The sequence below is a fragment of the Sodalis sp. RH14 genome, assembly GCF_047324285.1.
Classification (GTDB): domain Bacteria; phylum Pseudomonadota; class Gammaproteobacteria; order Enterobacterales; family Enterobacteriaceae; genus Acerihabitans.
The window spans coordinates 340,559-367,346 of record NZ_CP178739.1; the positions used below are offsets into that span (position 1 = coordinate 340,559).

19 protein-coding genes and 1 pseudogene are annotated in these 26,788 nt (G+C 60.4%); 14 read left to right on the forward strand and 6 right to left on the reverse strand.

Annotation, left to right across the window (positions count from 1 at the left end):
- Positions 1-204: 204 nt before the first annotated feature.
- From ACL2XQ_RS01505 to ygjG, 8 genes are all read left to right on the forward strand, one after another.
- Positions 205-1,116 (forward strand): LysR substrate-binding domain-containing protein, encoded by a 912-nt coding sequence (locus ACL2XQ_RS01505; RefSeq protein ID WP_410012423.1) that lies wholly within the window; start codon positions 205-207, stop codon positions 1,114-1,116.
- 117 nt (positions 1,117-1,233) lie between these two features.
- The gene (locus ACL2XQ_RS01510) at positions 1,234-2,739 is read left to right on the forward strand and encodes a gamma-aminobutyraldehyde dehydrogenase (protein ID WP_413731407.1); all 1,506 of its coding nucleotides are present in this window, start codon (positions 1,234-1,236) and stop codon (positions 2,737-2,739) included.
- Between the two features lie 4 nt (positions 2,740-2,743).
- Positions 2,744-3,895: a putative ABC transporter substrate-binding protein YdcS gene (gene ydcS / locus ACL2XQ_RS01515; RefSeq protein ID WP_413723532.1), complete on the forward strand. Its 1,152-nt coding sequence runs from the start codon at positions 2,744-2,746 to the stop codon at positions 3,893-3,895.
- A 56-nt stretch (positions 3,896-3,951) separates the two neighbouring features.
- Complete coding sequence (locus tag ACL2XQ_RS01520) at positions 3,952-4,977, forward strand: ABC transporter ATP-binding protein (protein ID WP_410016651.1); 1,026 nt, start codon at positions 3,952-3,954, stop codon at positions 4,975-4,977.
- Positions 4,978-4,982: 5 nt separating this feature from the next.
- Positions 4,983-5,930, forward strand: coding sequence for an ABC transporter permease (locus ACL2XQ_RS01525; protein ID WP_413739984.1), 948 nt, complete (start codon positions 4,983-4,985; stop codon positions 5,928-5,930).
- A complete protein-coding gene (locus ACL2XQ_RS01530; RefSeq protein ID WP_410012420.1) occupies positions 5,920-6,726 on the forward strand; it encodes an ABC transporter permease in 807 nt (268 codons plus the stop codon). The genes ACL2XQ_RS01525 and ACL2XQ_RS01530 overlap by 11 nt, the downstream gene beginning before the upstream one ends.
- 15 nt (positions 6,727-6,741) lie before the next feature.
- Positions 6,742-8,166: an aminobutyraldehyde dehydrogenase gene (patD, locus tag ACL2XQ_RS01535; protein WP_413739985.1), complete on the forward strand. Its 1,425-nt coding sequence runs from the start codon at positions 6,742-6,744 to the stop codon at positions 8,164-8,166.
- Between the two features lie 439 nt (positions 8,167-8,605).
- Positions 8,606-10,054, forward strand: a complete 1,449-nt coding sequence (gene ygjG / locus ACL2XQ_RS01540; protein ID WP_410016650.1) for a putrescine aminotransferase — start codon at positions 8,606-8,608, stop codon at positions 10,052-10,054.
- A gap of 131 nt (positions 10,055-10,185) precedes the next feature.
- Here ygjG and satP read toward each other — a convergent pair whose 3' ends face one another.
- The 4 genes from satP to malK form a co-directional block, all read right to left on the reverse strand.
- Positions 10,186-10,743 carry an acetate uptake transporter gene (satP, locus tag ACL2XQ_RS01545; protein WP_410012418.1) on the reverse strand — a complete coding sequence of 186 codons (558 nt, stop codon included), beginning with the start codon at positions 10,741-10,743 and terminating at the stop codon, positions 10,186-10,188.
- A 235-nt stretch (positions 10,744-10,978) separates the two neighbouring features.
- Positions 10,979-11,890 (reverse strand): maltose operon protein MalM, encoded by a 912-nt coding sequence (malM, locus tag ACL2XQ_RS01550; RefSeq protein WP_413739986.1) that lies wholly within the window; start codon positions 11,888-11,890, stop codon positions 10,979-10,981.
- A gap of 111 nt (positions 11,891-12,001) precedes the next feature.
- Complete coding sequence (locus tag ACL2XQ_RS01555) at positions 12,002-13,291, reverse strand: maltoporin (RefSeq protein WP_410012416.1); 1,290 nt, start codon at positions 13,289-13,291, stop codon at positions 12,002-12,004.
- Between the two features lie 39 nt (positions 13,292-13,330).
- A complete protein-coding gene (gene malK / locus ACL2XQ_RS01560; protein WP_410012415.1) occupies positions 13,331-14,440 on the reverse strand; it encodes a maltose/maltodextrin ABC transporter ATP-binding protein MalK in 1,110 nt (369 codons plus the stop codon).
- Between the two features lie 456 nt (positions 14,441-14,896).
- Between malK and malE the strand changes: the two are divergent.
- The 5 genes and pseudogenes from malE to ACL2XQ_RS01585 all read left to right on the forward strand — a co-directional run bounded on the left by malE (position 14,897) and on the right by ACL2XQ_RS01585 (position 19,689).
- Positions 14,897-16,089, forward strand: a pseudogene (gene malE / locus ACL2XQ_RS01565) (maltose/maltodextrin ABC transporter substrate-binding protein MalE).
- A gap of 65 nt (positions 16,090-16,154) precedes the next feature.
- Positions 16,155-17,726: a maltose ABC transporter permease MalF gene (malF, locus tag ACL2XQ_RS01570; RefSeq protein ID WP_413739987.1), complete on the forward strand. Its 1,572-nt coding sequence runs from the start codon at positions 16,155-16,157 to the stop codon at positions 17,724-17,726.
- 11 nt (positions 17,727-17,737) lie between these two features.
- Positions 17,738-18,628 carry a maltose ABC transporter permease MalG gene (malG, locus tag ACL2XQ_RS01575; protein WP_410012412.1) on the forward strand — a complete coding sequence of 297 codons (891 nt, stop codon included), beginning with the start codon at positions 17,738-17,740 and terminating at the stop codon, positions 18,626-18,628.
- 153 nt (positions 18,629-18,781) lie between these two features.
- Entirely contained in the window at positions 18,782-19,222 is a 441-nt protein-coding gene (locus tag ACL2XQ_RS01580) for an antitoxin Xre/MbcA/ParS toxin-binding domain-containing protein (RefSeq protein WP_410012411.1), read from the forward strand.
- Positions 19,219-19,689, forward strand: coding sequence for an RES family NAD+ phosphorylase (locus ACL2XQ_RS01585; RefSeq protein WP_410012410.1), 471 nt, complete (start codon positions 19,219-19,221; stop codon positions 19,687-19,689). The genes ACL2XQ_RS01580 and ACL2XQ_RS01585 overlap by 4 nt, the downstream gene beginning before the upstream one ends.
- On the opposite strand, the gene malQ is transcribed toward ACL2XQ_RS01585, so the two are convergent.
- Positions 19,686-21,767: a 4-alpha-glucanotransferase gene (malQ, locus tag ACL2XQ_RS01590; protein WP_413739988.1), complete on the reverse strand. Its 2,082-nt coding sequence runs from the start codon at positions 21,765-21,767 to the stop codon at positions 19,686-19,688. The two genes, ACL2XQ_RS01585 and malQ, sit on opposite strands and share 4 nt — an antisense overlap.
- Before the next feature lie 253 nt (positions 21,768-22,020).
- Between malQ and malT the strand changes: the two genes are divergently transcribed.
- Positions 22,021-24,735, forward strand: coding sequence for an HTH-type transcriptional regulator MalT (gene malT / locus ACL2XQ_RS01595; protein WP_410012408.1), 2,715 nt, complete (start codon positions 22,021-22,023; stop codon positions 24,733-24,735).
- 484 nt (positions 24,736-25,219) lie between these two features.
- Here the strand turns inward: malT and ACL2XQ_RS01600 are convergent, their stop codons facing one another.
- A complete protein-coding gene (locus ACL2XQ_RS01600; RefSeq protein ID WP_413740493.1) occupies positions 25,220-26,428 on the reverse strand; it encodes an IS256 family transposase in 1,209 nt (402 codons plus the stop codon).
- Between the last annotated feature and the right edge of the window lie 360 nt (positions 26,429-26,788).

The window sequence follows — 26,788 nt, forward strand, 5'->3', positions numbered from 1 at the left end:
TACTATAGCAACCGCGACGGTAAATGCATGGGCGCGGCCGGGACCGGCACCGCTTTGCGCCCCGGGCGGGCGCGGGCGCCAATCGCGGCGTTCGATTTTTCCGAAACTGTCCGGCATGCGCGCTATTTACTGGCTATAGGGTCACCCGCTCTATATAACTATTAGATAAGGTTGCTTATTATTTGGATAACGGGGCGGGCGCTGATGCTGACACTGCGGCAGTTACGTCATTTTATTGCGGTGGCCGAGGCCGGCTCCATTTCCGGCGCCGCCCAGGCCACCTTCGTCGCCCAGTCCTCGCTGACGCTGGCGGTGCAGCAGTTGGAGGAGGAACTGGAGGCGCCGCTGTTCGAACGGCACGCCAAAGGCATGACGCTCACCCATCAGGGCCACCAGTTCCTGCGCCAGGCCAACCTGATCCTGGCGACGGTGGATAATGCCAAATTCAGCGTCAAGCAGGGCATGGCGCGCCTGAGCGGCAACCTGACCCTGGGGGTGACCAGCCTGGTGTCCGGGTATTTTTTAGTGGATATGCTGACCCGGTTCCGCGCCTGTTATCCCGAGGTGACGGTGCAGATTATTGAAGATGAACGCCGTTATATCGAGCATCTGCTGGTCAACGGCGAGATCGATATCGGCGTGCTGATCTTAAGCAACCTGGAGGACCGCCACGCCCTGCAGACCGAAGTGTTGGTCCATTCCCCGTACCGGTTATGGCTGCCGCCGCTGCATCCGCTGCTGGAGCAGGAAGCCATTTCCCTGGGCGATGTGGCGCCCTATCCGCTGGTGCAGCTCAACGCCGATGAAATGGAAAGGCACGCCAGGCAAATCTGGGCCAGGGCCGGGCTGCATCCCTGCATCGCCATGCGCACCGCGTCCACCGAGGCGGTGCGCAGCATGGTGGCCGCCGGGCTTGGGGTCTCGATCCAGCCGGACATGGCCTACCGTCCCTGGTCGCTGGAAGGCAGCATGATTGAGGCCCGCCAGCTGTCGGATCTGAATGAACATCTCAATATCGGCCTGGCCTGGCGGCGGGGCAACAGCCGGCCGGAGCTGGTGACGCCGTTCCTGGCGCTGGCGCGCGAAAAGACGTCGGCGCGCAAGGTTTCGCTTTAATCGAACGGGGCGTTCGTTATTTAGAATTTGTCGCTGGCAGGCCTGCGGGATAGTCTCAATGTGTAAGCAATTGTACCTACGTTGTTAACACCCGCGCCAATCCCCGAGGGCAACGCCGTGACCGACCTTTCCCTGTTAAGCGAGACCCGTTGGCTCAACTTCATCGACGGCGCAACCGTCGCCGGCGAAGGTGCCGCGCAGCCGATTATCAATCCCGCCACCGGCGCGGTCATCCTTGCGCTTAACGAAGCCGGCGAGGAGCAGGTGATCGGCGCGGTTAACGCCGCGCATCGCGCCTTTGCGCACTGGTCCGCCACCACCCCGGCCTTTCGCGCCGGCATCCTGCTGGAGATCGCGGCCGTCATCGACCGCCACGCCGGCCTGCTGTCCGGGCTGGAAGCGCTGAACTGCGGCAAGCCCCTGCACCAGGCGCGGCAGGACGATATCGCCGCCGCCGCCGACGTGTTCCGCTTTTTTGCCGGGGCAGTGCGTTGCCAGCAAGGACAACTGGGCGGGGAGTATATCGCCGGCCATACCTCGATGCTGCGCCGCGACCCGCTCGGCGTGGTGGCCTCCATCGCGCCCTGGAACTACCCGCTGATGATGGCCGCCTGGAAAATAGCCCCGGCGCTGGCGGCGGGCAATACGTTGGTCTTCAAGCCCTCCGAACATACCCCGCTATCGATCCTGGCGCTGATGTCCCGGCTGGACGGCCTGCTTCCCCCCGGCGTGGTTAATGTTATCTCCGGCCGCGGCGAGACCACCGGCGCGGCGCTGGTCAATCATCCCCTGGTGCGCATGATTTCCGTGACCGGCGATACCGTCACCGGTCAGAAGATCCTCCAGGCGGCGGTCGGCGGCATCAAGCGTACCCATCTTGAGCTGGGAGGCAACGCGCCGGTGATTGTCTGCGACGACGCGGATCTGCAGGCGGTGGTGGAGGGGATCCGCCGCTATGGCTATTACAACGCCGGCCAGGACTGCACCGCCGCCTGCCGCATCTACGCCCAGGCCGGCATCTACTCCCGGCTGGTGGACGCGCTGGGGGAGGCGGTGGCCGGCCTGCGTTATGCCCGGCCCGATGATGCAGACAATGAGCTTGGTCCGTTGATTTCTTCGCGTCAGCGCGACCGGGTGGCCAGTTTTATCGAACGCGCGCTGGAGCAGCCGCATATCTCCCTGGTCACCGGCGGCCAGGCCCACGCCGGCCCCGGCTTTTATTACCCGCCCACGCTGCTGGCCGGCTGCCTGCAGCACGATGAGGTCATCAAAAAAGAGGTGTTCGGCCCGGTGGTCAGCGTCACCCGCTTCGAGGATATCGCCCAGGCGCTGGCCTGGGCCAACGACTCGGAGTACGGCCTGGCGTCCTCGGTCTGGACCCGTGATGTCGACCTGGCGTTTTTCCTGGCCTCGAAGCTGCAATACGGCTGTACCTGGATCAATACCCATTTCACCCTGGTCAGCGAGATGCCCCACGGCGGCCTGAAGGGTTCGGGCTACGGCAAGGATCTTTCCGGCGAGGCATTGCAGGAGTACAGCGTGGTGCGCCATATCATGGCCAAATTCGATACCCGTTTTCCCACCCGCCCCCCGACCCCGAGACAGGAGACAGGCAATGAATAAAATAATGCGGTCAAGCGCCTTATGTATCAGCGTGTTATGTATCAGCGCCCTGGCCCGGGCCGCCGATCTTCCCACCCGGCTGGGTGAAAACGAAGGGCGGGTGGATATCATCGCCTGGCCCGGTTATATCGAGCGCGGCCAGACCGACAAGCAGTATGACTGGGTGACGGCGTTTGAAAAGGAAACCGGCTGCCAGGTCAACGTCAAGACCGCCGCCACCTCCGACGAGATGGTCAGCCTGATGGCCAAGGGCGGCTACGATCTGGTCACCGCCTCCGGGGACGCCTCGCTGCGCCTGATCCTCGGCAAACGCGTCCAGCCGATCAATACCGCCCTGATCCCCAACTGGAGCAAGATCGATCCGCGCCTGATGGGCGGCGTCTGGTATAACGTCGACGGCAAAACCTACGGCGCCCCTTATCAATGGGGACCCAATCTGCTGATGTACAATACCCGGGTATTCACCACGCCGCCGGACAGCTGGTCGGTGGTATTCGAGCCGCAAAACCTGCCGGACGGCAAAAGCAATAAGGGCCGGGTACAGGCTTACGACGGCCCGATCTATATCGCCGACGCGGCGCTGTACCTGAAAAGTACCCAGCCGCAGCTCGGCATCAAGGACCCCTACCAGCTCAATGAAACCCAGTACCAGGCGGTGCTGGCGCTGCTTAAACAGCAGCATCCCCTGATTCACCGCTACTGGCACGACACCTCGGTGCAAATGAGCGATTTTAAAAACGAAGGGGTGGTGGCGTCCGGCGCCTGGCCTTATCAGGCCAATGCCCTGGCGGGCGAGGGGCAGCCGATCGCCACGGTGATCCCGAAAGAAGGGGTTACCGGCTGGGCGGATACCACCATGCTGCACAGCGATGCCGCCCATCCCAACTGCGCCTACCGCTGGATGAACTGGTCGCTGGAGCCGAAAGTGCAGGGGGATGTCGCCGCCTGGTTCGGGTCGGTGCCGGCGGTGCCGGAAGGCTGCAAGGCCAGTACCCTGCTGGGGAGCAAAGGGTGTGAAACCAACGGCTTCAGCCAGTTCGACAAAATCGCCTTCTGGAAAACGCCGATGGCGAAGTGCGACAGCGGCAACGGCGGCCAGTGCGTATCCTACAGCCGCTGGACCCAGGATTATATCGCCATGATGGGCGGCCGTTAGGGCGCCGGTAATTTGCCCGCGGCGCCTGCGCCGGGGCGCCAGCAGGAGGGGCCATGATGAACAGTGCGGTGAGCCTGGATAACGTAACGCGCCGTTTTAACGGCGTTGCCGCCGTGGACGGGGTATCGCTGGATATTCCCGACGGGGAATTTTTCGCGCTGCTGGGGCCGTCGGGTTCCGGCAAAAGCACCTGCCTGCGCCTGATTGCCGGCTTTGAGCAGCCGGACGGCGGCGTTATCCGGCTGCACGGCGTCGACACCGCCAACCTGCCGCCCTATCAGCGCGACGTCAATACCGTGTTCCAGGATTATGCCCTGTTTCCCCATATGTCGCTGCTCGACAACGTGGCCTATGGCCTGATGGTCAAAGGGGTGGGGCGCGCCGAGCGCATGGCCCGTGCCCGGGCCGCGCTGGCGCGGGTGGCGCTGGGCGATGTGCACGATCGCAAGCCGGCCCACCTTTCCGGCGGCCAGCGCCAGCGGGTGGCGCTGGCGCGCGCGCTGGTCAACGAACCGCGCATCCTGCTGCTGGACGAACCGCTGGGGGCGCTGGATCTCAAGCTGCGCGAACAGATGCAGGGCGAGCTGAAAACCCTGCAGCGCGAGCTGGGAATCACTTTTATTTTTGTCACCCACGATCAGGGCGAGGCGCTTTCCATGTCCGACCGGGTGGCGGTATTTAACCAGGGACGCATTGAACAGGTGGATACGCCGCGCCGGCTTTATCTTCAGCCCAGGAGCCGGTTCGTCGCCAATTTTGTCGGCAGCGCCAATGTGATTGGCGGCGAGCTGGCCCGGGAACTGACCGGCGAAAACGGCCTGTTCGCCGTGCGCCCGGAGTTTGCCCGCATCAGCGTAGCGGGCGCGCCCGCGCCGGCCGGCGAGCTGTCGGTTAGCGGCGTTGTGAGCAATATCCTGTTTCAGGGGGCGATGACCCGCTATGAGCTGGTGTTGGCGGAGGGAACCCATTTTTCCGTCAGCGAGACCCATCCGGTACGTTCATCCGGCCAGGAAGGGATTGCCCTCGGCCAGCGGCTGACCGCGTCCTGGTCCCGGGCGGCCATGACCGTCCTCGAGGAGTAAGGAGTATGGCTATGAGCCTGGCCGATCGGCCGCAAACCGCCCGGCGCCCGGGCCGCGCGATAGCGACATTCCTCTACCGCCGGCCGGCGGTGCTGCTGGCGTTACTGCTGCTGCCGCCGCTGATGTGGTTTGTCATCATTTACCTGGGCGCCTTGCTCAGCCTGCTGTGGCAGGGCGCCTATACCTTTGACGATTTCACCATGACCGTGCTGCCGGAGCTGACCGCGGCCAATATCCTCGCGCTGTTCAGTCCGGCCAACTACGACATTATCCTGCGCACCCTGGCGATGGCGGTGGCGGTCACGCTTGCCAGCGCGCTGCTGGCGTTTCCCATCGCCTGGTATATGGCGCGTTATACCAGCGGCCGCTGGAAGGCGTTTTTTTATATTGCGGTGATGATGCCGATGTGGGCCAGCTATATCGTTAAGGCCTATGCCTGGACGCTGCTGCTGGCCCATGACGGCGTGTTGCAGTGGTTTTTACAGCATCTCGGCCTGCAGCCGGCGCTGCAGGCGGTGCTTACCGTGCCGGGCATCGGCGGCAGCACCCTGTCCACCTCCCATTTGGGCCGCTTTATGGTGTTTGTGTATATCTGGCTGCCGTTTATGATTTTGCCGATCCAGGCGGCGCTTGAGCGCCTGCCGCCGTCGCTGCTGATGGCCTCCGCCGATCTTGGCGCCCGTCCGGACCAGACGTTGCGCTATGTGGTGCTGCCGCTGGCGGTGCCTGGCATTGCCGCCGGCTCCATTTTTACCTTTTCGCTGACCCTGGGCGATTTTATCGTGCCGCAGCTGGTGGGGCCGCCGGGCTATTTTATCGGCAGCATGGTTTACGCCCAGCAGGGCGCCATCGGCAATATGCCCATGGCGGCGGCGTTTACGCTGGTGCCGATGGTGTTGATCGGTTTGTATCTTACCCTGGCCAAACGTCTGGGGGCTTTCGATGCGCTCTGATCGCGCGCCGCTGGCGCTGAGGCTTGCCGCCTGGGGCGGTATCCTGTTCCTGCATTTTCCCCTGGGGATCATTGCCCTGTACGCCTTTAACACCGAGGACGCGGCGTTCAGTTTTCCGCCGCGGGGATTTACCCTGCACTGGTTTGAACTGGCCGCCGGGCGCCCGGATATTTTGTCCGCCCTGTGGCTGTCCCTGCAGGTGGCCTGCCTGGCGACCCTGATTGCCCTGCTGCTGGGCACCCTGGCGGCGGCGGCTTTGTACCGGCGGGATTTTTTGGGCAAACAGGCCATCGCCATGATGATGGTGCTGCCCATCGCCCTGCCGGGCATTATCACCGGCATCGCCCTGCTGTCCGCTTTCAAGGCGCTGGATATCAGCCCCGGCCTGATGACCATCGTTATCGGCCATGCCACTTTCTGCGTGGTGATTGTTTTCAATAACGTTATCGCCCGGCTGCGCCGCACCTCTTTTAGCCTGATCGAGGCGTCGATGGACCTGGGCGCCGACGGCTGGCAGACCTTCCGCTATGTGGTGATGCCGGGGCTGTCCTCGGCGCTGCTGGCCGGCGGCATGCTGGCGTTCGCGCTGTCGTTTGACGAAATCATCGTCACCACCTTCACCGCCGGCCATGAGCGCACGCTGCCGCTGTGGCTGATGAACCAACTGGGCCGTCCGCGCGATGTGCCCATCACCAATGTCGTTTCCCTGCTGGTCACCCTGGTGACCATGCTGCCGATACTCCTGGCCTATTACCTGACACGCGGCGGCGAGGGCGTGGCGGGCAGCGGCAAATAACCCAAGGACTCTCCTATGCATGACACATTATTGATAGACGGCAGGTCGGTGACGGGCGCGGGCAAACCGACGCCGGTGATAAATCCCGCCACCGGCGATACGATTATCACCATTAACGAGGCCAGCCTGGAGCAGGTGGACGCGGCGGTGCTGGCGGCGGACGCGGCGTTTGAAACCTGGGGGCAAACCACGCCGAAAACCCGCGCCACGCTGTTGCTGCAATTGGCCGACGCCATCGAGCGCCACGGCGAGGCGCTGGCGCGCCTGGAATCCCTGAACTGCGGCAAGCCGTACCACTGCGTTATCAACGATGAAATCCCGGCGGTGGCGGACGTATTCCGTTTCTTTGCCGGCGCGAGCCGCTGCCTGGGCGGCAGCGCCGCCGGGGAATACCTGGAAGGGCATACCTCCATGATCAGGCGCGATCCCATCGGCGTCATCGCCTCCATCGCGCCCTGGAACTATCCGCTGATGATGGCGGCGTGGAAACTGGCGCCGGCGCTGGCCGCCGGCAATTGCGTGGTGTTCAAGCCCGCCGAGCAGACGCCGCTGACCGCGCTGTTCCTGGCGCAGCTGATGGCGCCGATCTTGCCGGCGGGGGTGGTTAACGTGCTGTTCGGCACCGGCGCGGAAATGGGCGACGCCCTGACCGGCCATGAGCGGGTGCGCATGGTATCGCTGACCGGTTCGATTGCCACCGGCGCGCATATCCTGTCCCATACCGCCGGGGGGATCAAAAAGACCCATATGGAGCTGGGCGGTAAGGCGCCGGTGATTGTGTTTGACGATGCCGACATCGACGAGGTGGTGGACGGTGTGCGCACCTTCGGATTTTATAATGCCGGCCAGGACTGCACCGCCGCCTGCCGGCTGTATGTGCAGCGTGGCGTTTACGATGCGCTGGTGGACGCCTTGGGCAAAAGCGTCGCCACCCTTAAAACCGGCGATCCGGCCGATGCCGGCACTGAACTGGGGCCGTTGATTACCGCTGAGCACCTGCGGCGGGTCAGCGGGTTTGTCGAGCGCGCCAGGGCGTTGGCGCATATCCGGGTGATTACCGGCGGCGCGCCGATCGACGGACCGGGTTTCTATTTTGCCCCCACGGTGCTGGCCGATGCGCGCCAGGAGGATGAAATTGTCCAGCGCGAAGTGTTCGGGCCGGTGGTGACCGTCACGGTCTTTGACGACGAAGCGCAGGCGATACGCTGGGCCAACGCCTCCCCCTACGGCCTGGCCTCGTCGGTATGGACGCGGGATATCGGCCGCGCCCATCGGGTTAGCGCCCGTTTGCAGTACGGCTGCACCTGGGTCAACACCCATTTTATGCTGGTCAGCGAAATGCCCCACGGCGGCCAGAAGCTGTCCGGCTTCGGCAAGGATCTGTCGATGTACGGGCTGGAAGATTATACCGCGGTGCGGCATGTCATGATTCGCCATTAGCCGCGGCTTATCACTCCGGTCGGCGGCGGGAATAGGGTTTTTCGCCGCCGCGCCGGGGCCGCGAAAAAATTGCCATAAAAAGCGCTGCCATCGACATAAAAAGATTGCCGTTCCGCTCCGCGTCTGTTATAAAATTCTGCGTTCAAATATTATTGGCTAAATATCACTGGTCAATTGCACCTATTTAATGCAGGCGCGATCTATTATGGTGCATGGTTATTTTCGCAATAAATCTCCCTTATATTTCCTTTGGCAGTAATCAGCATTTCCGGCCGCGGTTCTTCTCTCTCCCTATGTGAATAACTTTTTTTATTGGTCTTATTTATATTTTGTTCTAAACCTAAGCATGTAGTTACAGTTGGCCCGGACGCTGCATCTGTCAGATCGATATCATATGATATCTCCTTCCAAGGAGCTTATTTTGTCTCGTTCAACCCCCATGCTTACCCCGTTAGAATGTACTCAGCAGGCGCTTTCGTGGATTGAGAAAAAAACGCTGACGCATGATGAGATGGTTAACCTGAATAAGGAAGTGATAAACAATTTTAAAGAGTATGTGAATCCTGGTTTTCTCGATTACCGTAAATCCGTGACGGTAGGCGGGGATTACGGAGCCGTAGAATGGCGGGCCGGCGGTCTTAATACGCTGGTCGACACCCAGGGCAGGGAATATATCGATTGCCTGGGTGGTTTCGGCATATTTAACGTGGGGCACCGTAATCCAAAAGTTCTTTCCGCCGTCGAAAACCAACTGGCGAAACAACCGCTGCATAGCCAGGAACTGCTTGATCCGCTGCGCTCCATGCTCGCCAGGACCCTGGCGGCGGTCACCCCCGGCACGCTGAAATATAGTTTTTTCAGCAACAGCGGCACCGAGGCCGTCGAGGGCGCGCTGAAGCTGGCCAAGGCGTATCAAACCCCGCGCGGCAAAACCACCTTTATCGCCGCCACCGGCGCCTTTCACGGCAAAACCCTCGGCGCGCTGTCCGCCACCGCCAAATCCACCTTTCGCCGTCCTTTTATGCCGATGCTGCAGGGTTTCGATCATGTGCCGTTCGGCGATATCGGGGCGATGCGCGATCATGTCTATCGCTGCCGGTCCACCGGCGCGGACGTGGCGGCGGTTATCCTGGAGCCTATCCAGGGGGAGGGCGGGGTCATTATTCCGCCGGAGGGATACCTGACGGCGGTGCGGGCGCTGTGCGACGAGGTGGGCGCGCTGCTGATCCTCGACGAAGTGCAGACCGGCATGGGCCGCACCGGCCGGATGTTTGCCTGCGAGCACGAAGGCGTGCAGCCGGATATCCTGTGCCTGGCCAAGGCGCTGGGCGGCGGCGTAATGCCGATCGGCGCCACCGTCGCCACCGAAGAGGTATTCTCGGTGCTGTTCGAGAACCCGTTTTTGCATACCACCACTTTTGGCGGCAATCCGCTGGCCTGCGCGGCGGCCCTGGCGACCATTAACGTGCTGCTGAGCGAGGATTTGCCGGCGCAGGCGGCGCTTAAGGGCCAGATTTTGCTTAGCGGTTTCGCCCGGCTGGCGTCGGCGTATCCAGAGTTTATGGTGGAGGCGCGCGGGCGCGGGCTGTTGCAGGCGTTGGAATTCAGACGCAACGATATCGGTTATGCCTTTGCCCAGGGTATGTTCCGTCATCAAATCCTGGTGGCGGGTACGCTGAACAATTCCAAAACCATCCGCATCGAGCCGCCCCTGACCATTACCCCCGAGTATTGCCAGCAGGTGCTGGCGGTGGCGGAACGGGTACTGGACCAGATGCGCGGCAAGGAACCGGCCCATTACAAAACGCCGGCGACGACGGTGGCGCAGCCGCAAACGCAGGCACACATACCGTTCCCCTTGGCCGCCTCGACCGGCCTGACCGCATAAGACGGACCCGCCGTTGGCGCTTGCGGGAGGGGTTGCCGTGTCGGCGCGGGTTTTGCCTAGGCGGCATAAAGCTTACCCCTAGGCGCCCCCCCACCGGTTCGGCATAAATCCCGCGGTAAGCGTCGTGATGCTCAGCCGACCGGCATCACCTGGCGGCCCAGCTGTTCATTGACCACCTGCGCCATGGCCAGATAAATGGCGCTGGCGCCGCAGAACAGGCCTTCATAGCCGGCAATGACGATGATCTGATGATTGCCGGTAATATTGCCGGCGGCCAGCAGGGCGAACAGCACGGTCAGGCTGCCGAACACGATTTGCAGGCCACGGCTGGATTTAAGGGTGCCCAAAAACATAAACAGGGTAAAAATGCCCCACAGCGCCAGATAAACGCCTAAAAATACCGCGTCGCTCGGCTCGGCCAGGCCCATGCGCGGCAGCATCAGAATCCCCACCAGGCTCAGCCAGAACGCGCCGTACGAGGTAAACGCCGTGGTGCCGAAGGTATTGCCGTGCTTATATTCCATAATACCGGCGATGATTTGGGCAATGCCGCCGTAAAAAATCCCCATACTGATAATGATCGAGGTTAAAGGGAAAAAACCGGCGTTATGCAGGTTTAGCAAGACGGTGGTCATCCCAAAACCCATTAATCCCAGCGGGCCGGGGTTCGCCAACTTAAAGGTATGCATATATCCTCAGCAGAAAAAAGCAAAATGAAGTGGACTGACTGTCCTGTTGCGTCCCGCGACGGCGAAGATGGCTCTGCGGCCGAAGGAGGGCTGCGGCATCATAATGACCTTGCACGGCTGAAACAATGATTTAGATTAGTGCCGGGTGATTTTTGCCGGTTTTTGCCGGCCGGAAAAAAAAGGTGCGCCTGGGCGCACCAATATTCTGCCAAATATCAGCAGTATCGGGATAACCTTACCCCTTGCCTTTTACACTACTGATAAATGTTTGCCGCGCCGATGACGATCCCAGCCGCTCCGCTTCGTTGAGCAGCTTCAGCGCCTTATCGATATTACCGTCGCGCACCGCTTGTTTAATGGCTTGATTAAAATAGCTCTCGGTATCGTTAAGCATCGGCGCGGCCGGTCCCGCTGCCGCTGCCGCGGCCTGGGGCGCCGGCGGCGCGGTATTGCCGACCACGACCGGCTGCGTCTCGGGGCCGGAGAAGATCTGGCCGATGGTGATATTGCCGCTCTTCTGTTCCGCCTCCACTTTTAACCTGATGGTGCCGGTGTCGCTATGGCGGCCGATGGGATCGGGAATATCGGGCACCGCATTACCGACGCCCTCGGCGTAGGCCTTGGCCGGATTGGTCATGGTGGTGGTGGTCAGCAGGTCCTGGCGGGTGGTGTAGATCAGCAGGTAGATTTGTTTCTGTCCCAGGGCGGGAGTGAGCTTAAGCGTGCCTTCCAGCCGGTCCATCGACATGCCGCCCGGTTTTTCATAGGGGAAATAGCTGCTGGGGAAAAACGCCGCCGGACGCAGTTGTTCATCCAGCACCAGCACGTTGGGGGCGTAGATCGACTGGCCTTTAGCCAGGCTGCTGAGGGTGATGGCCAGCGATCCGCGGTTGGCCGGCAGCGTAATGGCGGCCACCGGCCCGGTGATATCGCCCATCTGGATGCGGGGCGAGGCGGCGTCGAGAATGATTTCCTGCCTGGCCGGGGGCATCAGCGTCTGCCAGGGCAATTGCCGCAAGGTGGACTGCGGTATCACCGGCGCCACCGACATATCTTGGGGGTTGGTCAGGGTATCCGCCAGCGTGGTGGCCGGCAGGGTGGCGCTCAGTGCGGCCATCAGGCACAGGGAAAGTATTTTTATTTTCATTATTATCGCCTTTTCAGCGTGACGAGCGACGGGCCGTCGCCGGGCAAGTAGCGCCGGCCCGCCAGGTACTATCCCACGCGTCCTACCCCCGGGGGCGGGACGCGCGGGAGATTATTTCCACCAGGCTTCCATCTGCACGCCGAAGGAGACTTCATCATCCTTACCGCGGCTGAAGGTGGTCGAGCTGTTATCGCTATACGCGATGCCGTTGGTAAAACCGGCGTCGTTATTGCCATAACCCCATTTTTCATTCCATTTGGCGTAGGTGGCGAACAGGCGGATCGCCGGACGGGAGAAGATGCTGTCCCCGGCCTGCCACTGCTGCGCCAGCGTCACTTTATACTGATCGTTGCGATCGCTGGTGCGCTGGGATTTGACATTGTCGTAGCCGACTTCCAACAGGGTGCTCATGATCGGGGTCCATTTGTACATCGGGCGTATGCCGACGGTGTACCAGGTGGTGCCGTTATTGTTATCGCGGTCGATATCCTGGTACATGCCGACGTACATCATTGCCCACTTGTCGTTGAAGTCCAGGCCGCCGTGATCCAGCACGCGGATCATATGGCCGTCGTTATCGACGTAGGAGCCGTGCGGGCGCCCGGTATTATCGGTGGTCATGGCGTCGGTGGCGTATTGCAGCACAAACTTGTTAAAGCCGTTGCCGATGGTCTGGGTATGCTCCATCGTGGCCATGGTGCCGTCTTTGGTGGCCCCGTCCGCCAGATTGAAATTGTCCTGCACGTTGGCGCGGCCGTAGTCCACGCCGAATTCCAGCTTGCCGCCGGGGTTGGTTTCCAGTTCGGCGATACGCACGTCGTAGATGTCGTTAATGGTCGGCACCTGGTTGAGCTGGTTATCGATATAACCATAAGAGCCGCCGGACTCGCTGTTGCGCGTGACCGCCAGGGACAGCTTGCCTACGCCCAGATCGATATTTTCCAAACCGGCGCCGGGACCGGAAATGTCCCAGTAGTAGAAGTCGATCATATGGACGTCGTGACGCTGATAGAAACGTTTCCCGGCCCACATATTGGCGCCCGGCAAGGCGTCGATCAGATTCTTGCCCACCACGTTGACTTCGCGGAAGCTGGGTTCCAGCGGTTCGTCATCGTTACGCTGGGAAACGGAGTACCCCACGTTGGTATCGAAGTAGAAGCTCTTGTTGCCTTCGCGCCACAGCTCCTGCCCGAGTTTTAATTCGGCGTAGGTTTCGCATTCGTTGCCGAGACGGTATTTACTGGAGGCGCCGGTGGCCTTGAAGCATTGCTGCTCGCCGCCGCTCCCGGTCCAGCCGATGCCGGAACGGGCATAACCGCCAAAATCCACCGCCATCGCCTGGGCGGAAGCCGCGCCGGCGATGATTGCCACTGACAAAGGTAAAATGCGTAGGTTAGTCATTATTTTCTCCTGATTATTATTGCCTGCGGACAGGCAGACTTATACGCCCGGTTCCTGATGTAACCGTCGGCAGGCGCTGCCATCCTCGCGGAATAAATGGCAGCGCTCGGGCGGCAGGCCGATAGCGAATTGGGCACCCTCGTTTACCAGCACCACGTCATTCTGGCGATAAACCAGATTGAGGCGGAGCGAGGGAATTTGAATATGGATCAGGGTTTCATACCCCAGTTGCTCCACCACCTGCACCACGCCTTCCAGGACGACATCGGCGATGTTGCCGGCCAGCAAATGCTCGGGCCGGATACCCAGCGACATCGTGGCGCCGACCTCCACCCGGCTGCTCTCCACCGGCAGCCACACTTTCTGGCCGTTGTGCAGCGCGATCTGCACCTGGTCGATGGCGATGGCGGTGACTTTTACCGGCAGGAAATTCATCTTCGGCGAACCGATAAACCCGGCGACAAACCGATTTTCCGGGTAGTGATACAGCGCCAGCGGCTTGCCGACCTGCGCCACGCGCCCGCCGTCGAGCACCACGATTTTGTCCGCCAGCGTCATGGCCTCGGTCTGGTCGTGGGTGACGTAAATCATGGTGCGCCGCAGGCGCTGGTGAAGACGTGAAATCTCGATACGCATCTGGACGCGCAGCGCGGCGTCCAGGTTCGACAAGGGTTCGTCTAGCAGGAACACCTGCGGCTCCGCCACCAGGGTGCGGCCGATGGCGACCCGCTGGCGCTGCCCGCCGGATAACGCTTTGGGGCGGCGGTCCAGCAAATGGCCGAGCTGGAGAATCTCCGCCACCTGGTTTACCCGGCGCGTTATTTCCTCTTTTTTCACCCGGGCCAGCTTCAGGCCGAAGGACATATTGCCCGCCACCGACAGGTGCGGATAAAGCGCGTAGGACTGGAAAACCATCCCGACCCCGCGTTCGGCGGGCGGCACGTCATTCATCCGGCGATCGTTGATTTTCAGCTCGCCGGAGGTGATGTCCTCCAGCCCGGCAATCATTCTCAACAAGGTGGATTTGCCGCAGCCCGACGGGCCGACAAACACCACGAACTCCCCTTCGCCGATATCCAGGTTGATATCGCGGGAAATCACGTTTTCACCGTAGCTTTTGCAGATATTGCGCAGCGTCACGCTTGCCATAGACCCGGATTCCTACCTCTGTTTACCCTGCCGCCCGGCGGTGCGGCGGCAGGCTGACATCAAGTGTCGGCAAGTGTGAGGGAAATGCGCGGCAGGGAAATCATCCGGGACGGTTTTTTTCAAGGGGGAGGCGGCGGGATGACGGCAAAGCGCCATTCACGGCCGCGTCGGCGGCGAGCCGGCAAAAACGTGACGGCGGCGGCAAATATCCAGCATGCTTTTTGTGGCTTGCCCCGCAAATTGTCCACGGAGTGTTAATGCGGTCACATCGGGAGGCGCAGGGGCGTAGGACGGGGGAGGATGAGCGCGCCTGAGGTTAAACGCAGTATGTCCGGTGTATAAATTCACCACAGCTTTCCGTGCGCCCCGAACATCGCCGGGCAGGTTGCAGGTGCGATGCCTGTCGGGACCCGCTTTGCGCGCGTTGGGAACGCTGCCACCAGTAAGGATGGAACTATGACCCGCATCAAATGCACTCTCCGTACCCTGGCGCTGTCGTCCCTGATGTCGGCGATGGCCTGTTCTTCAGCGTTCGCCAAAATAGAAGAAGGCCGGCTGCTTATCTGGATCAACGGCGACAAGAGTTACAACGGCCTGGCTGAAGTCGGCAGGAAGTTCGAACAGGATACCGGCATCAAGGTGAGCGTAGAGCATCCCGATAAGCTGGAGGAGAAATATCCCCAGGTGGCGGCCACCGGCGACGGACCGGATATTATCTTGTGGGCGCACGACCGTTTTGGCGGTTATGCCCAGTCGGGCCTGCTGGCGGAAGTGGCGCCGGATCAGGCGTTCCAGGATAAGCTGTTCCCCTTTACCTGGGACGCGGTGCGCTATAACGGCAAGCTGATCGGCTATCCCATCGCGGTGGAGTCCCTGTCGCTGATTTACAACAAGGATCTGGTCGGCGCGCCGCCGAAAACCTGGGAAGAGATCCCGGCGCTGGATACCCGACTGCGCGCCAAAGGCAAAAGCGCCATTATGTGGAACCTGCAGGAACCCTACTTTACCTGGCCGATTATCGCCGCCGCCGGCGGTTATGCCTTCATGCCGGAAAACGGCGGTTACAATATCAAGGATGTGGGGTGAACAATGCCGGCTCCCGCGCCGGGCTGCAGTTTATCGTCGATTTGGTCAAAAGCGGGCATATCAGCGCCGATACCGATTATTCCGTCTCCGAAGCCGCCTTCAACAAAGGACAGACCGCCTTGACCATCGACGGCCCCTGGGCCTGGGGCAATATGGAAAAAAGCGGCGTTCACTACGGCGTGGCGCCGTTGCCTACCTTCCAGGGCCGGCCGTCGAAACCTTTTGTCGGCGTGCTAAGCGCCGGGATTAACGCCGCCAGCCCCAATAAGGAACTGGCGAAAGAGTTCCTGGAAAATTACCTGCTGACCAGGGACGGACTGGATGCGATGAATAAAGACAAGCCGCTCGGCGCGGTGGCGCTGAAAAGCTATCAGGCGGAGCTGGCCAAGGATCCCCGGATCGCCGCCACCATGGCGAATGCGCAACAGGGTGAAATCATGCCCAATATTCCCCAGATGAGCGCGTTTTGGTATGCCGAGCGCAGCGCGGTGGTCAACGCCATAAACGGTAAACAAAGCGTGCAGGCGGCGCTGGACGGCGTGAAGGACCGCATTACCAAATAATCCGCCGGCCGCCGTCACGGGGCCTGCGTTCAAGCGGGTTGTCATCCGCCGTTATAGGAAGGGTTATGTCAAACACCGGCTCGGTTCCTCTGTCCCGCAAGCCCGCGCGCTGGCGGCATCACCGGTTTGTGAAGCGGGCGGTCGTGATTTTTTGCGCCCTGGCCATCGCCTGGATGGTGATACCGCTGTATGCCCGGGGTGAATATCTGTTTGCCCTGCTGACGCTTATCCTGACAAGCGCGGGGCTGGCCGTTTTCGCCAATGCCGGGGCCTATGCCTGGCGCTATGTGTATCCGGGACTGGCGGGCGTGGGGCTGTTTGTGTTGTTTCCGCTGCTGTGCACCGTCGGCATCGCCTTTACCAACTACAGCAGCGTCCATCAGCTGTCCTTTGAGCGCGCGCAATCGGTGCTGCTGGATCGGCAGTTGCAAATCGGCAAAGCCTACGCCTTCAGCCTGTACGGCCAGGGAACCGCATGGCGGCTGGCGCTGGCCGATGCCGACGGCGGACGGTTATGGGTCTCGCCGGCGTTCAGCCTGGACGGCGGCCGGGACCAGACGCTAATGATGTCGCCGAGCGACGCGCCGCCGCCGGGAGAGCGCGGCACGCTCAGGGTGGTAACACAGTATCGCCAGGCCCTCGGCCGGCTGACGCTGCAATTGCCCGACGGCGCCCGGCTGCGCATCAGCTCGTTACGGCAATTTTCCGGCCTGCGGCCGCTGTATACGCTGGGCGGCCAGGACCGCCTGACCGACAGCCGCACCGGGGCCGTCTACCGGCCCAACCGGGCCACGGGTTTTTACCAGGCGGTCGATGCCGAAGGCCATTTTGTCGCCGGGCAGCTCAGCCCGGGTTATACCGTGCCGGTGGGGTGGCAAAATTTTATGCGGGTGGTAGAGGATCAGGGAATCCGGCAGCCTTTCCTGGCCATATTTGTCTGGACCATCGTGTTTTCGTTGCTGACCGTGGTCCTGACGGTGGCCATCGGCATGGTGTTGGCCTGCGTGGTGCAATGGGAGGCGCTGCGGGGCCGCGCTTTGTACCGGCTGCTGCTGATCTTGCCGTATGCCGTGCCGTCGTTTATTTCAATATTGATTTTCAAGGGATTGTTCAACCAGAGTTTTGGGGAAATCAATATGCTGCTGAACGCTGTGTTCGGCATCCGGCCCGCCTGGTTTCAGGATCCGCTGCTGGCGCGGCTGATGCTGGTGGTGGTGAACGCCTGGCTCGGGTATCCCTATATGATGATTTTGTGCATGGGGCTGCTGAAATCCATACCCGATGACTTATACGAAGCCTCGGCCATGGACGGCGCCGGACCGTTACAGAATTTTTTCCGTATTACGCTGCCGCTGCTGCTCAAGCCGCTTACGCCGCTGATGATCGCCAGCTTTGCGTTTAATTTTAATAATTTTGTGCTGATCCAGCTGCTGACCAACGGCGGGCCTGACCGCATTGGCACCAGCACTCCCGCCGGTTATACCGACCTGCTGGTAAGTTATACCTACCGTATCGCCTTTGAAGGCGGCGGCGGGCAGGATTTCGGCCTGGCCGCCGCCATCGCCACCCTTATTTTCCTGCTGGTGGGCGGGTTGGCGATACTGAATGTGAAAACGGCGCGTCTGACATTTGATTAAGGAGGTCCCGGGTGGCTATGGTGCAATCTTCATCGCGTTTCCTGCGGCTGGCGGCGACGCACGTGCTGCTGCTGGGTTTTATCGCCCTGATCGTGTTTCCATTGCTGATGGTGCTGGCGATTTCACTGCGCGTCGGCAACTTCGCCACCGGCAGCCTGATCCCGCAGCAGATATCCCTGGAGCACTGGCGGCTGGCGCTGGGTTTGAGCGTACGGCACGCGGACGGCAGCATAACCCCGCCGCCGTTCCCGGTGCTGCTGTGGTTATGGAACTCGGTAAAGGTGGCGACCATTACCGCCCTGGGCATCGTGGCGCTGTCCACCACCTGCGCCTACGCCTTTGCCCGCATGCGTTTTCACGGTAAAAGCGCGTTGCTTCAGGGCATGCTGATTTTCCAGATGTTCCCGGCGGTACTGTCGCTGGTGGCGCTGTACGCGCTGTTTGACCGGTTGGGTCAGTATCTGCCGTTTATGGGGCTTAATACCCATGGCGGGGTGATCTTCGCCTATCTTGGCGGCATTACGCTGCATGTCTGGACCATCAAGGGATATTTCGACACTATCGAGGGTTCGCTTGAGGAAGCGGCCGCGCTGGACGGCGCCACGCCCTGGCAGGCGTTCCGACTGGTGTTGCTGCCGCTGTCGGTGCCGATACTGGCGGTGGTGTTCGTGCTGTCGTTTATTGCCGCCATTACCGAGGTGCCGGTGGCGTCGCTGCTGCTGCGCGATGTGGATAATTTTACCCTGGCGGTGGGCATGCAGCAGTATCTCAATCCGCAAAACTATCTGTGGGGGGATTTTGCCGCCGCGGCGGTACTGTCCGCCCTGCCCATCACCCTGCTGTTTTTGTTGGCCCAGCGCTGGCTGGTAAGCGGTCTTACCGCCGGAGGCCTGAAAGGTTAAGCCACTGTTGTTGTTCTTGCGTACGTGTCTGTGTCTGTGTCCTGTGTTTTTGGCGACGTTATGTCGCCATTTTTTTGCCGGGCACGAAAATATTGATTTTTCCTGCCAAATGGCTATAATTAAGTATGACATTTGGCAGAAAGTGAGGCGTGCATGAAAATATATACCCCTCCCGTAATGAAAGAGCCCGCACATAGCCTGTGGGCCTCCGCTCATTTGCCGGATGCGTCCGGTCCCGAGCTGCGTCATCTGATGATGGAAGGGCTTGAAGTGTCGGTAATTGATAATATCAGGTCCATCGTCGGCTTCAAAAGGGAAGAATTTTTGGCGACGCTTGGGTTAAGTGGACGCAGCATTGCCCGGCGTAAAGAGAAGCTCTCTCCGGCTCAAAGTGAATCTATTACCCGTTATGTTACCGCCTTTGATATGGCTTTAGCGCTGTTCGGCAATGACTTCCAGAAAACCATTGCCTGGATGAACAAACCTGCCAAAGTTTTAGGCGGCGAAACACCCAATCAGGCGATTGGCACTGAAACCGGTGCCCGTGATGTGGTCAGTTTGATTGAAGGCATTAAACATGGAGTTGTCATGTGATCTTGTATCGATTTTGCCAGAAGCAATATATCGCCACCGCGTGGAGTGGCGTTGGCGCTTTTAACAGCTCGGTGGCAAGATGGAACAGAATGGGTACGCCGATGGTGTATATCTCCTCGGCAGTGTCACTGGCCATTCTGGAAGTATTAGTGCATTTACAGGACGAATCCATATTAGATTTTTATCAGTTAATGAGTATTGACGTACCCGACGATTTCATTGTCAAACTCAATGCGCAAGATCTTCCTGCTAACTGGAATGCGCCGGTGCCGATTCCCGCCACCAAGGATATCGGCACACAATGGTTTCAGGGAAAATCGAGCGTCGGGCTAATGGTGCCTTCCGCCATTGTGCCTATGGAATACAATGTATTGATTAACAATGAGCATCCGGCGTTTGCTGGTTGTCTGGCGTCGGTTACGCCGCTCGAATTTACCTTTGATCCAAGGCTGAACCCCAGCCTCTAACGCAACTGGCGACGCCGGTTGATATCCCGCAGCAGGGCATTGATGCCCTTATCGGCGAAAATCTCCTCCAGGCCGCGCGTCAATTTGCGGCGCCAGTTCGGATACCCATCGCTGGTGCCGGGCACGTTGACCGGCGTGGTGATATCCAGCCAGTCCTCGGGCTGTAATCCCAATAACGCGCTGCCGCTGTCGGCCAGATAGCGGTGAATGGCATGGTTAAGCATGCGCGACATCGGCAGGCCATCGGCCCGGCGCGATACCCGCCGCGGCAGGCCGCCGTGACGGTGCAGGGCGTCCAGCAGCCCCTGGCGCGCGCGCCGTCGGTCCTCATGCAGATAATGCAGCACCGCCGCGTCGGGATACAGTCCCAGCGCTTTGCCAAGGCTGAGATCGCCGGCGCCCCAGTAGCCGCGCAGCGTCGGTAAATCATGGGTGGCGGCGGTGGCCATCGACTGCGGCGGGTAGGCTTCCGGCGGCTGGAAATGATGCCGGGCGTCACGCTCGAAATAGAGCACTTTATAGGAATAAACGGCGCTGTCGCGCAGCCGCGCGAGGATTTCATGCGGCACGGTGCCCAGATCCTCGCCGATCACCAGGCACTGGTTGCGCAGGCTCTCAAGCGCCAGGATGGCGAGCAAATCGTCCAGCGGGTAGTGGACGTAGGCGCCCTGTCCGGCGGTATCGCCGCGTGGGATCCACCACAGGCGCAGCAGCGACATGACGTGATCGATGCGCAGCGCGCCGCAGCCCTGCATATTCGATCGCACAAGATCGATAAACGGCTGGTAGCCGCGGGCGGCCATCACCCGCGGATCCATGGGCGCCAGCCCCCAGTTCTGCCCCTGCGGACCGAGCACATCCGGCGGCGCGCCTAGCGCTACCTCCAGGCAATATAATGCCGGATCGCTCCAGGTTTCCGCGCCGCCGTCGCTGACCCCCACCGCCAAATCGCGGTATAAGCCGAGAGGCATGCCAAGCGCCCGGCAGAGCGCAGAACATTCGGCAAACTGACGGTCGGCCAGCCACTGCAGCCAGAGATAAAATGCGATCTCACCGGCATGCCGCCGGCGGAACGCCTGCGTTCCGGCGCCCTGGCTGGCGCGGTACTCGGCAGGCCAGTCCTGCCAGCGGCGCCAGGACGGATCCCGCGCCAACAGGTACGCGTGCAGGGCGTCAAATTCAGCCTGATGGCGCAGGCTGTCGCCGCCCAGGCGCACAAAAGCGGCAAACGCCAGGCGCTGCGCGTCCTGCTCTCCGCGCAGGCTGAACTGTTGCCAGCACAAACGCAGCGCGGCTAATTTCAGCGCGCCGACCCGGGGATAATCCACCTCGGGAGCGGCGCGCGCCAGCGCCAGCGCTTGCTGCACCTCTTCGCGCGCCCACCATGACCGCGCCGCCGGGCTAAGGTGGAAATCCTCCAGGCTATTGATATCGATATACAGCATATTCAGCCAGCGCCGTGACGACGGGCTGTAGGGACTGGCATCGCCCGGCGTGGCCGGGCAGAGCGCATGGATGGGGTTGAGACCGACAAACGCGCCGCCGCGCCGGGCGACTTCCCGCACCATCGTTTTCAGATCGCCGGTATCGCCGATACCCCAATTGACCGCCGAACGCAGCGTATAGAGCTGGATGCAGGCGCCCCAGAGCTTTTGCCCGGCCAGCAGCGCCCCTGGCTGAAAACAGCGGGGCGGGGCGATGATTACCCGGCAATGCCACTCCCGCGCGCCCTGGCTTAACGTTAACCGGTGATAGCCGCACGCCAGGGTGTGGGGCAGCGATAGCGGCGATCCGGCGCTTATCTCGCCCTGAAGGGTTCCGCCCTGCTCGGTGCGCAGTTGCCAGCGGTAATCGCCCCGGCCGCCGGGCGTCAGCGCCGCCGGCGCATCCCGGCGCCAAACGGCCACCGGCGGCAGCGGGTCCTGCGAGACGGCCGCCAATCCTGACCCGCGCCCCATGGCGTCCAGCAACCGTCGTTTGGTTTGTGCCGAGATGGCCTGCCGCTGGCCCAGGGCATTGATATAGTCGCTGCCGATACCGGCCTGGGCCGATATCTGTTCCAACAAGAGTTCTTCCATTATTTTTCCCGCGGTGGATAGCCGTCGCCCGTTTGCCGCCACCGGCCATCATGACGCGGCATAGGGCGTTTTTCATCCTCCCGGCGGCGGGTTAAAAGGGGAGGAGCGCCAAGGCTGAGTTAAAATTGTGATAGGGCGCAATTTACTAAAATGGGATATGGATAACCTTAGGTAATAATTATTTACATTATAATTACAATGGTTAACAGTTAGTTTTAGCACATTGCCGTGTACCCCTGGGGAAATAAAAACAATGCTAATCCCATCAAAACTGAGACGGCCAGTGAGGCTGCAAAGTGCCGTGCCGCGCCAGCGTTTGCTGGACCGGCTGGATAGCGCGGCGAACTATCGCCTGGCGCTGATTACCAGCCCCGCCGGTTACGGCAAAACGACGCTTATTGCGCAGTGGGCGGCGGCGAGGCAGGATCTGGGCTGGTATTCCCTTGACGATAGCGATAATGAACCGGAGATCTTTGCCAATTACCTGGTGGCGGCGATCCAGCAGGCGACGGGCGGCCATTGCCTGCGCAGCGAAGCGCTGGCGCAGAAGCATCAGTATGCCAGCCTGGGAACCTTGTTTGCCCAGCTGTCGGTGGATCTGGCCGACTGGACCACGCCGCTTTTCCTGGTCATCGACGATTACCATCTGATCACCAATACGGTTATCCATGACGCCATGCGCGGCCTGCTGCGCCAGCAGCCGGATAGCCTCAAGCTGGTTCTGCTGTCGCGCAACCTGCCGTCGCTGGGCATCGCCAATCTGCGGGTGCGCGATCAACTGTTGGAAATCGGCAGCCAGCAGTTGGCCTTTACCCATGAGGAGGCCAGGCAGTTTTTCGCAGGACGCCTGGATATGCCCATCGCAGCCCAGGACAGCAACCGGCTGTGCGACGAGGTCGCGGGCTGGGCGACGGCGCTGCAGCTGATTGTGCTGTCTTCCCGCCAGTCCGATACCCCGGCCAGCAAAACCGCCCGGCGGCTGTCGGGCATTAATGCCGGTCATTTGTCCGATTACCTGGTGGATGAGGTGCTCGATCGGGTCGATGGCGCCACCCGTCGTTTCCTGCTGCGCTGTTCGCTGCTGCGCTCGATGAACGATGCGCTGATTGACCGGCTGATGGGCGAGGGAAACGGCCAGCAGCGGCTGGAGCAGACCGAACACCAGGGGCTGTTTATCCAGCGTATGGACGACAGCGGCGAATGGTTTCGTTTTCATCCGTTATTCGCCAGTTTCCTGCGCCAGCGCTGCCAGTGGGAACTGGCGGCCGAGCTGCCCGAGATCCATTGCGCCGCCGCCGAGGGCTGGCTGGCGCAGGGCTATCCCGCCGAAGCCATCCACCACGCGATGGCGGCGAATGATGTGGGTATGATGTGCCGGATACTGCTTGATAGCGGCTGGACGTTATTTAACCATGGTGAGCTGGCGTTGCTGGACCGTTGCCTGAAGCATTTGCCCTACGACGTGCTGATCCTGCGGCCCAGGCTGGTGTTGCTCAAGGGCTGGCTGGCCCAGGGCCAGCACCGGAGCGCCGAGGTGGCGAGTCTGCTGGCCCATGACAAAGCGGAGATGGCGCGGCGCAAACTCGATCTTGCCCCCTGGCTGGTGGCGGAGTTTAACGCCCTGCTGGCGCAGGTGGCGATAAATACCGGCAAGCCCCTTGAAGCGGAATCCCTGGCTGCCGAAGCGCTACGGTTTTTGCCGCAGTTTAATTATTACGGCCGTATTGTCGCCACGTCGGTGACCGGCGAAGTCGCGCATTGCCAGGGACAGTTGGTCAAAGCCTTGAGCATGATGCAGCAGACCGATCGGATGGCCCGCCGGCATGGGGTGTATCACTACGCCTTGTGGGCCTTGCTGCAGCAAAGCGAAATCCTGATAGCGCAGGGGTATTTGCAGGCGGCGTATGAAATACAGGATAAGGCGTTCGAACTGGTGGGCGAGCAGCATCTGGAACAATTGCCGATGCATGAGTTCCTGCTGCGTCTGCGCGCGCAGCTGCTGTGGTCCTGGGCGCGCCTGGACGAGGCCGAACAGGCCGCCAGCGCCGGGCTGAAGGTGCTGGAAAGCGCCGAACCGCAGCAGCAGCTGCAGTGCCTGGCGATGCTGGCCAAAATCGCGCTGGCGCGCGGCGATTTCGATAATGCCCGCAGCCATCTGCACCGTTGCGAGAACCTGATAAGCGGCGCGCAATACCATAGCGATTGGGTGACCAATGCCGATAAGCCGCGGGTGCTGTTCTGGCAACTGACCGGGGATGTCGATGCCGCCGCGAGGTGGCTGGACCAGACGGTGAAACCGGATAACGTCGATAACCATTTTTTGCAGGGGCAGTGGCGTAATATTGCCCGCGCCCAGATTCTGCTCGGCCAGTTCGACGAGGCGGAAGTGGTGCTCGACGAGCTTAATGATAATGCCCGACAACTGCATTTGGTGAGCGATCTTAACCGTAACCTGTTGCTTAATAATCTTATTTATTGGCGCACCGGGCGCAAGAACGATGCCCAGCGGGTGCTGATGGAGGCGTTGTCGTTAGCCAATCGCACCGGTTTTATCAGCCATTTTGTTATTGAAGGCGAAACGATGGCGATGCAGTTGCGGCAACTGCTGCAGCTCGGCGTGCTGCCGGAGCTGGAACAACAGCGGACCCGGCGCATTTTGCGCGATATTAATGCCCATCATCGCCATAAGTTCGCCCATTTCGACGAAGATTTTGTCCAGCAATTGCTGCATCATCCGCAGGTGCCCGAGTTGATTCGCATCAGTCCGCTGACCCAGCGGGAGTGGCAGGTGCTGGGGCTGATTTATTCGGGTTACAGTAACAACCAGATTGCCGGCGAGCTGGATGTGGCGTCGACCACCATCAAAACCCATATTCGTAATCTTTACCAGAAGCTGGGGGTGGGGCAGCGGCAGGACGCGGTGCAGCAGGTGAAAAAGATGCTGACGATGATCGGTTATGCGGTATAAGGCGCGTATCGATTACGCGTCCGGGCTGTTGACGGCGCCGGCGCTTTTTTTCGTTCGGGCGTGATGGGTAAAGGGGGGCGGTATTACAGTGGCCTCGTGGCGGCTTGAGCCCGGTGGGCAAAGGTTTTGTTTGCGGTCAGCTGAATGTTGCGTCGGGGAGGGGTCGCTTGCCGTGTGCGGGGGAGGCTTATACTGCCGAGGCGGAAGGTTCGCTTGCGGGGGAGGCTTATGCTGCGGCGGTAGGAGGTTCGCTTGCGGGGAGGCTTATGCTTCGGCGGCGGGAGTTTCGTGTGCGGGTAGGCTTATGCTGCGGCGGCGGGAGTTTCGTTTGTGGGTAGGCTTATGCTGCGTCGGCGAGAGTTTCGTTTGCGGGTAGGCTTATGTTGCTGCGGCAGAGGTTTCGCTTGCCGTGCGTCCGGTGGTTATATGTATTGCCTGGCGCCGGCAAGCGAGAGCCTGTTTAGGAATCTGTGTAAACGCCTTTTTATAAATGACCACTTAAACGATCTCCAAATTCTATACTAAAACGATTCAATGCCATCTTCCACTCCCTCACCGGCATCGACCATTTTTTTGACGCCGCCTGGATGGCCAGCCACACCACTTTTTTTACCGATTCGTCTGACGGGAATACCTTGCGTTTTTTAATAGCGTGTCGGATCACGCTGTTTAGCGACTCGATGGCGTTTGTGGTGTAGATCGCTTTGCGAATGTCTTCCGGATAGGCGAAGAATGTCGCAAGGTTAGTCCAGTTAGCCTGCCAGCTCCGGCTTACTTGCGGATAACGGGAGTTCCATACGCTGGCGAACGTCTCCAGCGCCCGCTGTCCCGCTTCCTCCGTCGGTGCCTGGTACACTGCCTTCAAGTCTCGCATGACGGCCCTGGCGTCTTTCCAGGAGACAAAGCGCAGGCTGTTACGCACCATGTGTACGATACAAAGCTGAATGCAGGTCCTCGGGTAGACCGTATTAATAGCGTCAGGAAAGCCTTTCAGGCCATCGACGCAGGCGATAAAAATATCCTGTAATCCCCGGTTTTTAAGCTCGGTCAACACGTTTAGCCAGAACTTCGCGCCTTCGTTCTCTGCCATCCACATGCCCAGCAGTTCCTTTTGGCCTTCAATGTTAATTCCCAACGCCAGATACACGGATTTATTGATGACGCGACCGTCGTGGCGAACTTTTACCACGATGCAGTCCAGGTAAATGATGGGATAGAGCGTATCGAGTGGGCGATTCTGCCATTCAGTGACCTGCTCCAGAACCGCCTCAGTGACTTTCGATATCAGTGCTGGTGAGACATCCGCATCGTACATTTCCTTAAACATCGCCGATATCTCACGGGTGGTCATGCCTTTGGCATAAAGCGCCAGGATCTGGTCATCCATTCCGGTAATACGGGTCTGATTTTTCTTCACTAGTTGGGGCTCGAAGGTCCCTTCGCGATCACGAGGTGTCCTCAGCTCTAGCGGGCCATCACCTGTGGTAACCGTTTTAGAGGAATAACCGTTACGGGCGTTGGAACCCGATTTGAGCTGATTTTTCTCATAACCCAAATGGTGAGTCAGTTCAGCTTTAAGGGCAGCCTCAACACTTAATTTTTTTAAAAACCGATCAAATTGGCTCAGATCCTCAGGGGTTTTGAGACTTTTAGCCAGCTCAGTTGCGAGAGCCTGTAGCAATTTTTCGTCCATAAATTCACCTAATTCTAATGATGGATTGAACATATCAAAATCAGGCGATTACACAATCTTATGTACAGGCTCGCAAGCGACAAGGAGGCCGTACCGCGACGGCCTCCTTGACCTCCGCGCGCCCGGCAGGTCGCGCGTCGCTGCGCGATGCCTTCCGCCGCCCATGCCCCCGTTATGCACCGGCCCGGTTAGCGCTCCCGGCGCAACCGGGCCTTTCGCCGCTCCCGGCGGCTCATGCCGGGGGCACAGGCGCCGTCAGCGCGCTTTATGCCGGTCCCCATGTCGCGGTTCGCACGGCATATTATGAAGCGATAGCGGCGCTGTTGTTTTGGATGGGGGCTAGCGTCGGCATAGGATTGA